Origin of the sequence: Myxococcus sp. AB056 (assembly GCF_006547365.1) — a bacterium.
GTDB classification, from domain to species: domain Bacteria; phylum Myxococcota; class Myxococcia; order Myxococcales; family Myxococcaceae; genus Myxococcus; species Myxococcus virescens.
The window spans coordinates 61127-72595 of the sequence record NZ_VHLB01000039.1 but is presented as its reverse complement, the minus strand read 5'-3'; the positions used below and the strand labels follow the sequence as shown (position 1 = coordinate 72595).

The following is an 11469-nucleotide window of genomic DNA, read 5'->3' as shown; positions in this document are numbered from 1 at the left end:
CCCCCGAGCCCACGCGCCCCGCGTGCTCCATCTCAGGGTCCGGAGGCAGCTCCGTCCAGGGCGAGCCCTCCGTGCTCACGGAGTCGAAGGAAGGCCCGCCGCGCATGGCGGCCAGCTCCGCCTCCGCCGCGGAGAGGGCATCCCCCGCCGGGGCCTCCGGCGTGTCGACGTCGAAGAACCCCGCATCGCCCAACCGAGGCGCCAGGGCCGCCGTGCGCATCGACGGCTGAGAAACAGCCTCCTCCGTCCAGGCCAGCTGTCCCACTGGCGGCGCATCCTCGGCCGGCGCGGCGTCCTCTCCCTCAAGCCCCGCGGACGCTCGCTGCGCGTCGTCTCTGGCCGGCTCATCATCCACCGACGAGCCCCAGTCCTGCCCCGGCGAAGACTCACCCCACCCATCCGCAGAGTCCGGAGCCAGCGCCGAATCGATGGAGGCCATCGCCTGGGCTTCCACCTCCAGGTGCGCCCGCTCCATGGCGGTATCCAGGTCGCGCGTGCTCTGACGCTCGCGTTGCTGCGCCGCCTCGTGGGCGGAGCGCTCCGCGTCCGTCATGGCCGCCAGCTCCCAGTCCGTCTGATGCAGCGGCGCCAGGTCCCCGAAGAGCGCATTCGCCAGCGCGGGGTCGCCCGCCACCGAGGGCGGCGGGGTCGCGTGCCAGGACTCCGTCTCCGCCCCCGTGGCCTCCGAGACACCACCACCCGACGGAGGCAGCTCCCGGTTCTCCACCACGTGCCAGGCGTCCGCATCCGCGGGGGCCTTGACCAGCGAATCCACCAGCTCGACGAAGGCCGCCCCTTCCAGGGGCAACTGGGCCACGGGGGCGCTGAAGCCGGGGATGGACTCGCCCAGGAGCAGCACCCGGGCCGACTTGCCATCCGGGTGCTGGAGCAACTCCTCCAGCACGAGGTGGCCCCGGCCACTCTCCACGCCGGGCGCGAGCACGAGCAGCACGGGCAGGTGGTGCCCGTACGCAATGAGGGCATCCGCGGCGGAGGTGGCGAGGATGACCTCGTACCCTTCACGCGTGAGCAGGCGCCGCACGGCGGCGATATTGGCGATGTCGTCGTGGACGAGAAGAACCGGTGCGCCCATGGGGGGGCACCGAGTCTACAGCATGGCCCCCGGATCCACGTCGATCACGACCTTCACCGCGGAAGGAACATCGACCAGGGCCGCTTCCAGCCGGGCGAGCAGCGGGGCGAGCGCCGTATGCGTTGGCCCCTTCAAGAGGAGCTGCCAGCGCGTCTTGCCACGGATGCGGGAGATGGGGGCCAGGGCCGGCCCCAGCATGCGGACCCCAGCGGACGCAGGGGGCATGTGCCGGGAGACGATGTTCCCCAGGGAGCGCGCCACACTGGCCGTCTGTTCGGGGTGCTCCCCCTCCAGGCGGACGGCGGCCATGCGTGAATAGGGAGGGTAGGCCAGCGCCTTGCGCCACTCCAGTTCTTGATTGGCGAAGCCGTCGAAGTCGTGGGCCAGCACACGCCGTACCGGCTCCGCGTCCGGATTGTAGGTCTGCACCAGCACCCGGCCCGGGTCCTTGCCCCGGCCCGCGCGGCCGGACACCTGGGTGAGCAAATGGAAGGTGCGCTCGGCGGCACGGAAGTCCGGGATGGAGAGGGACGTGTCCGCCATCACGACACACACCAGCGTCACACCTGGAAAGTCGTGCCCCTTGGCCACCATCTGCGTGCCCACCAGGACATCCAGTTCCCGGCGCGCGAACGAGGCCAGCATCTCCGTCAGCCGCTCGGCGCTGCTGGCTGAGTCCCGGTCCAACCGGGCGACGCGCGCGGCGGGGATGCGCTCCAGCACCTCCGCCTCCACACGCTCGGTGCCGATGCCCAGCTTGAGCATGGGGCCCGTGCACTCCAGACACTGCTCCGGCACCGGCATGGCCAAGCCGCAATAGTGGCACACCACCCGGTTCTGCGAGCGGTGGTGCGTGAGGCACACGTCACACTCGCTGCACTTGAGCGACAGGCCGCACACCTCGCACAGGAGGACGGTGCTGTGGCCCCGGCGGTTGAGGAAGAGGATGACCTGCTGACCGCGGCCGATCGTCTCCGCCATCGCCTCCAGCAACGGAGGACTGAGGATGGGCGCCTCTTCCGTCACCACGCCCTCGCGCGGACGCTCCACTCGCAGGTCCACCAGCTCGATGGTGGGCATGGGCCGGTCATCCACGCGGTGCTTCAGCTCCAGGAGCTGGTAGCGCCCGCGCTTCACGTTCTCCAGCGTCTCCAGCGCGGGCGTGGCCGAGCCCAGCACCACCACCGCGCCGGCCTGCTTGCCGCGCACGACGGCCAGGTCGCGCGCCTGGTAGCGCAGCTTCTCCTCCTGCTTGAAGGACGGGTCGTGCTCCTCGTCCACGACGATGAGCCCCAGGTTGTCCACCGGCGCGAACACCGCCGAGCGCACGCCCACGGCAATCTTCACGTCGCCCCGGCGCAGCGCCTGCCAGTGGAAGAGCCGCTCCCGGTCCTTCAGCGCCGAGTGCAGCACCGCCACCTCCGCGCCGAAGCGGCTGCGGAAGCGGCCCACCAGCTGCGGCGTCAGCGCGATTTCCGGCACCAGGATGAGGCTGCCCTTCCCCAGCGACAGCGCATGCTCGGCGGCGCGCAGGTACACCTCCGTCTTCCCGCTGCCGGTGACGCCGTGCAGGAGGAAGGGCTGGAAGGTGGCCGCATCCAGGGCCGCACGCAGCACCACGCCCGCCGCGTCCTGCTCCGGCGTGAGGTGGTCCGGACGGCCCTGAATCAGGCCCTCCTTCACGCTGGCCTCCACCGTCTTCTCCTCCAGCCGGGCGAAGCCGCGCGTAGCCAGCTTCTTCAGCGTCTCGCGCGCGCCTGGAATCGCGTGGGCGACCTCTTCCAGCGGCGCGCTGCCTCCCACGGCCAGCAGATATGCGAGCGCGGCGGACTGGGCGGGCGCGCGCGACAGCTCCGGCGGCACCTCGTTGACGAGCGCCACCGCGAAGTGCTGCACGTCCGGCCTGGCTTCCTTCTCATCCACGGCCTTCGACAGGCCGGGCGGCAGCGCGCCGCGAATCACCTCACCCAGCGGGTAGCGGTAGTGCACGGCCGCGAAGCGCAGCAGCGCGATGAGGTCCTTGGGCAAGGACGGCGAGTCCTCCAGCACGCGCTGGACGGCCTTGAGCCGCACCTTCTCGCCAGTCGGCGGAGATGCGGGCCCCAGGTAGAAGCCCAGCGCCGTACCCCGGCCGAAGGGCACCAGCACGCGCTGCCCCGGCTCCAGGCGGCCCGCCAGCTCGTCCGGCAGGGTGTAGGTGAACTCGCCCCGGACGGGGCGGCCAACGGCGATGGAGGCCAGGACGGGAGTGCTCACTTCGGCGCGCACTGTAGCGGCGACGGCGGGCTCGGACAGTTCCCGGCGGCTTTTCACACCGGAGGTGCGCACCGCCCTGGAACCCCGCGTCGTGGGGGCCTTCGCGGGCGCCGCGTCCGCCCCGCTCCACAAGGGTCGCTGTTCCATGACACTCCCTTCAACCACCACCCCGGCCCCATCCGTCCTGCTACCGGGGTCCACAGTGCGCGAAGGGTCTGACATTCCCCACCGGGTCCCGCCGTGGGACGGAACCCGGCGTGTCAGGAGGCTACTTCGGGGCTCAGGCCCCGGTGACCTTCTTCCACGAAGGACGGCTCCGGACGCGCTCCCACCAGGCCGCCACGTTCGGGTACTTGCCGACGAGCTCCGCGCCGCCCGCGGCGACGAAGAAATCCATGTAGGGCATCCACGTCACCTCGGCGAGCGAGAAGCCGTCTCCCGCCAGGTACTGCTGCTTGCCCAGCACCGGCTCGATGATGCCGAAGACGCGCTCGACGCCCTGCAGGCCCTCGCTGATGCGCGCCTCGTCCGGCGCGCCGCCGCCCATCACCTTCTTGAAGAGGCGCTCCCAGATGACCTTCATCGCGGAGGGCGAGAAGTAACACTGCTCCACGCTGATGAACTGCTCCATGCGCGCGTACGCATGCACGTCGGACGGCGTCAGCGAGGGCCCCGGCAGCTTGCGGTCCAGATAGCGGATGATGGCGCGCGACTCGTAGAGCCGGAAGCCGTCATCGTCCTCGAAGGCGGGGATGACGCCGAAGGGGTGGCGCTCCATGTGCGCGGGGCTCTTCTGCTCCCCCTTCGTGAGGTCGACGACGACGAGCTCCGCCTCCTGGCCCTTCTCCGCCAGGGTGGTGAGGACCGAACGCGTGGCAGTGCTCATCGGGAGGCCGTACACCTTCATGGGACATTCCTCTGCGTGGCGGGCCGGGGAAAGTCCCGGCCAGGCGGGGCCAGACTCTTCATGGCCGCCGCCAGCGCTGCAAGGAATTCAGGAAAGTGGCGGCATTGACTACAGGGTGAAGAGCGAGTCGGGCAGGCTGGCCCGGTTGTCCCCCTTCAAAGCGGTGAAGCGCAGGTTGCGCTGACCGCCGCGCCACACCTCGATGGTGCGGGGCAGCCACTCTCCCGTGGCGGGCGAGTTGTAGTCCAGGAAGCGGACGTCCCAGGCCGTCCCCGACGCGTCCGAGTAACGCAACCGGGCCGGGCGGAAGGAGTCCTTGTAGACCCAGAACTGCGGGCGGCCCTCGGCCATGTCGCCGATGACGTAGGCCACCTCGCCGCCGAAGCGCGCCAGTCCGGTCCGCCCCGTCTCGATGCCCAGGTTCTGGAGGTGGCGAATCACCGCTTCCTTCAGCTCCTGCACGTTGCCGCTGCCCGTGGCGAGCAGCGGGCACACCTGCGCGACGAGCGCCGACATGGAGGGAATCTCGGTCCCCTGCACGCGACGGCGGCCACCCGACTGGACCACCGCGGACTGGGCGTTGCCGTCGGGCACGGAGGCCTCGAAGCGGCAGCGGCCGGGCACGCGGATGGACAGCACGCCGTCACCCTGCACCTCCGGGCGGTCCGTGGGCGTCCCCAGCGCTGCGCCGGCCTCCTTGACGGCCGGACCTCCGAAGCTGAGGGAGCCTTCCACGCGCAACGTGGACAGCCTCAGCTCGGCGCGCTCCGCCGACATGCGGCGGATGATGGAGCTGCCGGGCAGCACGTAGGCCGCCGCGGCGAAGGAGACCAGGACAGCGAGGAGTGCAACGGTGCGCTTCACGGCTTCTCCGTCTTCACGACTTCACGCATGTACTCGAGCAGCCCGGCACGCAGGTCCGGACGCTTGAGCGCGTAGGCGATGTTGGCCTTCAGGTACCCCACCTTGTCGCCCGCGTCATAGCGCTGACCCTTGAAGCGGTAGCCGAGCAGCCCCTTCGACTGCTGGAGCGTGGCCAGACCATCGGTGAGCTGGATTTCACCGCCCACACCCGGCGTCTGGTTCTCCAGGATGGGGAAGATGTCGGGCGGCAGCACGTAGCGGCCGATGACGGCGAGGTTGGAGGGCGCGGTGCCCTTCTTCGGCTTCTCCACGATGCGGTCGATGCGCATGACACCATCACCCAGGTCCGTGCCCGCGGCGATGCCGTACATGTGCGTCTCACTCTCCGGCACTTCCATGAGCGCGATGACCGCCTGGTTGTACTGGCGATACACCCGAGCGAGCTGGCGGATTCCCGGCTCCTCGGCGTCAATCATGTCGTCGCCCAGCAGCACGCCGAAGGGCTCGTCGCCGATGACGCTCTTGGCGCACAGCACCGCGTGGCCCAGTCCCTTGGGCTCCTTCTGACGGATGCTGACGACGCGCACGAGGTCCGCGATGGCGCGCAGCTTGTCAGCCTCGGACTCCTTGCCGCGCGCACGCAGCGTCGTCTCCAGCTCGAAGCCGATGTCGAAGTGGTCCTCGATGGCGCCCTTGCCGCGGCCATTGATGAGGACGACATCCTCGATGCCGGCGGATACCGCCTCTTCCACGATGTACTGGAGCGTCGGAGTATCGACGATAGGCAGCATCTCCTTGGGAACCGCCTTGGTCGCCGGCAGGAAGCGCGTGCCCAGGCCGGCTGCCGGGATGACACACTTGCGGATGAGGGGCTCTACCTTCGAGGTTTTGGAGGCCATGAGGGCTGGGAATCTATTGATGGCCCCTGACCCCATCAAGCTGGATAGGATGGACTTGTCATGTTGCTCCGCGCCTTGGTGCTGATTGCCCTTTGTGTGTCCACTACCGCTCTGGCGCAGCCCGCCGAGGACCTTCGCGATGTCATGAGCGCACGCGCCTATGGCATGGGCGGCGCCTACCGGGCCCTGGGGCTGGGCACGGATGCCATCATGGGCAATCCCGCGGCGATGGTCCTCTACCCGTCCTACCGGGTCGAAGGCACCGGCGCGTGGGATACGCGGCGGAAGGAAGGGTTGCTGGGCGTCTCCGTCGTCGACGCCGCCACGAGCCGCCTGGGGATGGGCGTGGACTACCACTGGGTGAGCGTGGGGCGCGGCGGCGCGCGCGCCAGCGCCCACCTCAGCTCGATGGGCGTGGGACTGCCCATCAGTCAGGCGCTCATGCTCGGCGCCACGGTGCGTTATCTGCGCATGAGCGGCCAGTCGCGGTTCGCCAACTCCGTCACCGGCGACGCGGGTCTGATACTCCGGCTGTCGCCGTCACTGATGGCGGGCTTCTCCGCGCACAACATCGTGGACACTGGCAATGAGGAGCTGACGCGCTACTACTCGGCGCACGTCGGGGTGATGACGGGGCTGCTGACGCTCGCAGGCGACGTGCGCGCGGACTTCACGACGAACGACACCAAGACGTTCACGTACCACGGCGGTCTGGAGTACATCCTGGGCGAGCTGTTCCCGGTGCGCATGGGCTACTCCTACGACGGCTTCACGCGGACGTCGCAAATCAGCACGGGGCTCGGCTTCATGTCCGAGGGCGGAGGCGGCCTGGACTTCGGCTACCGCCACGACCTGGGCGGCCCCAAGGGGCGCATGCTGGCGCTCACCATCAAGCTGAACATGAACTGAGTCAGCGCGGCGCCCGGAGCGGCAGGTAGCGCTCCGACGCGGCGAAGCGCAGCAGCTCCACCAGCTCCGCCTCGTTGCCCCGGCGCGTCCGCAGGACGGACAGCGCGGGGCCAATGCTTCCGCAGGCCACCAGGCCCGCGCGGTTGGCGGAATCCCGCGCGGCGTCTGCGAGCGCCGAAGCCTTGAAGTTCTGGGTGCCGGGCTCCAGCAAGGCCATGGCGCGCTCCAGGGCGCGTGGCGACAGGGACTCGCGCACCACGCGGGCCTCGGCTCCGGACGCACGCGGGTCCTTCAGCACGGTGGCCAGCAGCGCCAGGGCGCGGAGGAGCTGGCCCCCCTTGAGGGCCCGGAGCGCGAGCAGGTCCGGCGACAGGGACAGCAAGGCGCGGCCCACATGGAAGCGCAACTCCGGGAGCGGCATGGGCTCACGCAGCAGGAGTCGGCCCACGAGGAGACGCGGGTGGCCCGCATGCACGGCGGTGAAGGGCGGGCCGTCGTCCTCCGCGAGCACGAGTTCGGGCAGGTGGACGTCCAGCATCCGAGCGGCGGTGTGCAGCGCGTCGAGCACGGCGGGCGCGCAGGGGCCCGCGGTGGCGCGCAGCAGCTCCGAGGAACCGGCGGCGCGGCCCTCCGCTGGGAACAGGCGGCAGAGCGCGATTCCGGTGCAGGCCAGCAGTTCGCCCGAGGGCGTGCGCAGACCGGGGTGACGCAGGCCAGCGCGCTCGTCGGAGGTCAGCGGTGGTCGCTGGCCGCGCGGCGCGGGAGTTTCGAGCCCGTCGAGCGCATCGGCAATTTCGCGCATGAGCGAGGCACGCGCCGGGTCTCCTCGCTGGTCGAAGTACTCGGCGAGGAGTCGATAGGGCTTCGCGTCGAGCGGGCGCTCTCGGATGTGCCGGAAGGCATCGGGCTCGGTGTCCGGTGGCGGCACATAGGCGGGCGCGGGTGATTCGCGCGGGTCCATGACGCCGGGGACCGGCCGAGGAGGCTCGGGCGCCGCGGGTGGCTTCGCGATGAACGTGCGGCCCGGCGCCGGGGCGGAAACCGTGCCCTCCGGGCGCGCGCGGACGACGCGGCGCACCGGGTCCATCCGGCCGGGCGGCGCTTCCCAGGAGATGACGCGGGTCTCCGGGACGGGGGCATCACCGAGGTCCATGACCTCGCCTGTGATGAGGTCGGTGGCCCGAGGACGCTGGGCTCGGGCCTCCGCGTCGCGAGATGCGGGCCCATGCTCCGCTTCGCTTCCGGACGAAGCGGCGCGTGGCGCGGCCTTGTCTCCGCGCGAGGACGCGGCGGAGCGTTGAGCAGCCGGTGCCTTGGGGGAGACGGCGGCGTCCGCGGACTCAGCGGGAGCGCGTGGCGGCGGGGCTGCTGTGTTGCCCGGAGATGAAGGCGGGTTGCGGGCCTCCCCTCTGGGGGACGACGCGGCTGCACGTGCTTCTGCCTTGGGTGGCGATGCGGCGAAGGCTTCCACAGGAACGCGCGGTTCGCCTTGCGCTGGCGAGACGGTGGCGCGCGCCGCGCCTTTGGGAAGCGGCGCATCCGCGGCCAGCGCACGCGGTTCACCTCGCGCCCCGGCGTCCACTTCAGACGGGGCCTCGCGGCCGGAACGGGCCTCCCGCCTCCCCTTCCGCCCCGAAGAGGCGGGCTCCGGCGAAGCCTTGCGGCCCTGCTCCACCGCGGCGCCCGGGGAATCTCTCCCGACTACATCGCGGGGTGGCTCCACGCTTTCGGACGCGGGTGGAGCAACCCCGATGTCCGTGGTGGACGCCTCCTCGTTGGCGAGGCGCTGGAGGTTTCCGGACGATTGCGTCAGCACCGGGGGCGCCGCGATGAGTGGCGCACGGGGGCCACTCGACTCCCGGCGCGGAGCCGCGGAGCGCGGCGGCTCGGGAGGCGGCACTTCACGCTCTGCTCGGGCCTGCCGGATTCCCTCCGCCCGGCGGGCGTAGACCTGCGCGCGCTCGGGATTGCCCATCACCTCGCGCCACAGACGCGCGAGCCGGTCCCAGGTGCGCTCCCGCTCCTCCTCGTCCTCCATGGCGGTGGCCGCGTGTTCCAGGGCCCAAGCCGCCTCGCCCAGGTGGTCGCGTTCGAGGAGACGCTCCACGAGCATCAGCCACGCTTCCTTGTGGCCCGGCTCGTAGCGCACGGCCTGACGCAACTCCTCGAGCGCGGCATCGGCGTCACCCTGGGCATCCAACGTGGCGACCAGCTCCAGCCGGGCCTGACGCGCGGCGGGCCCTCGGGCTTCACGGGCGAGCTGCGCACGCAGAAGCCGGCTGAGCACCGTCGTGTCGCCGAGCTTTCGCGTCAGCGTCGTGAGCTGCACGCGCGCCTGCTCGCTGTCGGGACTCTCCGTGAGCACCTCGCTCCAGGCCCACTGCGCGAGCCGCAAATCGCTCAGCGACTCCTCCGCGACCTGGGCCAGGACGCGCAGCGCTTCCACGCGGTCCAGCGCACGGCGTGGTGCCGCCGCCAGTGCCACCCGGAGCCGCTCCGCGATGGACGGACGTTCCGCGTCCGACACGCAGCGGAGCATCCCCGCGAGCACGGGAAGCAGCCCCGGCGCGGAGGACTCCGCCGCCTCGAAGTCCGCGCGAGCCTTCTTCAGCTCGCCCATGTGGAGCCAGCGCTCGCCCCGCGTGAGCAGAGCCCCAGCGCGTGCGCGGCCAGCGGGCGCGCGCCGGATGGCCTCGTCCAGCGCACGGCGCACGAGGGACGCGTCCCCTCTCGCGGCGAGCAACCGCACCTGATCTCGAAGCGCGGCGCGGTCTCCCGTCAGCTCCACGATTTCCCGGTACATGCGCGCGGCGCCCGCGGGGTCGTGGAGCTCGTTCTCCATCACCTCCGCGAGGCGCGCCAACGCATCGGCGCGCAGGGACGCGTCCTTCGCCCGGTCCGCCCGCTTGAGGTAGAGCTGAGCCAGCTCGGCCCAGGCCCGTCGAGCGATGAGCTGGGCCTCGACCTTCCGCGAGCGGGTCAGCTCCTCGGTGTCTTCTTCCCGAGGCCCCGCGCTCGCCTCGGAAGCGCGGCCTTTCTTGTTCGGTGCATCGCCAGAAGCCGAGGCGAGCGCGGCCTCCAACTCCGCCAACGACACCTCCATGGTGCCTGAGCGGGCATCCGGCTCGGGTGCGGCACTGGACGTGATGGGCGGTGGCAGCGCCTCGGACGGGGGCGGGGTCTTCCGCCGCTCGCGCTTCGAAGAGGCAGGAGTCTGCTGGCGCGGTGGAGGACTCGATACGTCAGCGCCGACGAGAAAGGGCTGTGCCTCCGAAGTGACTTCACCTTCGTCGGCGTCGTCGAAGCGAGCGACCCGCGCGGGCACGGGCGCGTCATCGTCTGGGGCATCGGCCCAAGGCACGGGCAGTGGCGCGCGCCCCGGAACAAACGTCTTGGCCACACCTGAAGACGGGGGCACGGCGACGTCCCCTAGCGCGGGCATCTCCACTTCCGTCTTGCGCGCCTCGAAGTCAAATGCCCTCGGTGGCACAACCACCGCCGGCATTTCCACGACAGTCTTGGGTGCTTCGGAAGTAGAGGTGCCGCGGGGAGTCACCGCGGGGAGTTCCACCGCCGGCATCTCCAACACCGTCTTGAACGAGTCAGTGGGTGGCGCCTTCACGGGCGACGGACGCGCATCGGCATCGGGCAGCGCTTCGCTCCCCTTGGACGAAGCCGTCGCTCTCACATCAGGCCCAGGCTGTGAGAGCGAGCTCGACACAGGCCCACGTTGTTCCGAGACGGGCGGAGCTTCCGCCTGAAGCCCCTCCGCGCCGCGCTCAGGTAACGCGGTCGCAGGCGCTCCTCCACCAGCCTCTGGGCGCTGCGACACCGAAGGCTGCGAACGTGTCTCCGCCGCACCGACCGTGGAAGCTGACGCCGAGGGCGCCCTCGCGGAGAGCGGCGGCCCCACCACGGTTTCGATGAGGTAGACGGCGTCGTCGTTCTCCCAAGAGGCCGCTGCCTGCGTGCCTTCTTTCCGCGCTGGGAGCTTCGCCAACACAACCTGCCCGTCCGCATCCACCTTCAGGGCGCTCGCACCAGCGTCAGGCACCGCCTTGCCCTCGATGCGCGCACGCAGCAACTGGAGCACGCGCTGGGCACGCCGGTCCTCGGGCCATTCCACCAGGAGGGCTTCGAGCGCGGCGGCGGCACGCGGCAGTTGGTCCACCCGTCGCAGTACCCGCGCGAGCTGACGCCGGACCGCGCGCCTGCTGGAAACCACCGTGGGCGCCACCTCCAGCAGGGTGATGGCCGCCGCCTCGGTGCCCGCCAGCAGCGCCATGCGCACAATCCCGGCGGCCAGGCGCGGCGTCATCGGCAGGGTCCGGCTGGCGCGCGCAAGCTCTCCGAACGCGCGCGCGGCGGAGCCCTCTCGCAACTGCCGAGCCGCGGACCGGAGGTGCCGGTCCACCCCTTCGCTGACATCCTCCGCGGGCTTGACGTCGGACGCGCCGGGCTGCAGCGCCTCCTGTCGGACCGCTGCGGGCTCCGGCGTGCCGGCGTTCCTGCCGTTTCTCACGCCACCCATGGGTGCGGCA

6 protein-coding genes and 1 pseudogene are annotated in these 11469 nt (G+C 71.0%); 1 reads left to right on the top strand and 6 read right to left on the bottom strand.

Going from position 1 to position 11469, the window contains the following annotated elements:
• The 5 genes and pseudogenes from FMP39_RS18645 to galU form a co-directional block, all read right to left on the bottom strand.
• Positions 1-1093 (bottom strand): annotated as a pseudogene (locus FMP39_RS18645) (response regulator receiver protein); the annotation flags it as partial.
• A gap of 15 nt (positions 1094-1108) precedes the next feature.
• A complete protein-coding gene (gene priA / locus FMP39_RS18640) occupies positions 1109-3496 on the bottom strand; it encodes a primosomal protein N' (protein WP_141591697.1) in 2388 nt (795 codons plus the stop codon).
• Positions 3497-3629: 133 nt separating this feature from the next.
• Positions 3630-4256 (bottom strand): glutathione S-transferase family protein, encoded by a 627-nt coding sequence (locus tag FMP39_RS18635; protein WP_141591696.1) that lies wholly within the window; start codon positions 4254-4256, stop codon positions 3630-3632.
• Positions 4257-4364: 108 nt separating this feature from the next.
• Positions 4365-5120, bottom strand: coding sequence for a hypothetical protein (locus FMP39_RS18630; RefSeq protein ID WP_090484501.1), 756 nt, complete (start codon positions 5118-5120; stop codon positions 4365-4367).
• Positions 5117-6019 (bottom strand): UTP--glucose-1-phosphate uridylyltransferase GalU, encoded by a 903-nt coding sequence (gene galU / locus FMP39_RS18625; RefSeq protein WP_141591695.1) that lies wholly within the window; start codon positions 6017-6019, stop codon positions 5117-5119. The genes FMP39_RS18630 and galU overlap by 4 nt, the downstream gene beginning before the upstream one ends.
• Positions 6020-6079: 60 nt before the next feature.
• On the opposite strand from galU, the gene FMP39_RS18620 reads away from it, so the two are divergent.
• Positions 6080-6928 carry a hypothetical protein gene (locus tag FMP39_RS18620; protein WP_141591694.1) on the top strand — a complete coding sequence of 283 codons (849 nt, stop codon included), beginning with the start codon at positions 6080-6082 and terminating at the stop codon, positions 6926-6928.
• 1 nt (position 6929) lies between these two features.
• Here FMP39_RS18620 and FMP39_RS18615 read toward each other — a convergent pair whose 3' ends face one another.
• A complete protein-coding gene (locus tag FMP39_RS18615; RefSeq protein WP_141591693.1) occupies positions 6930-11459 on the bottom strand; it encodes a hypothetical protein in 4530 nt (1509 codons plus the stop codon).
• Between the last annotated feature and the right edge of the window lie 10 nt (positions 11460-11469).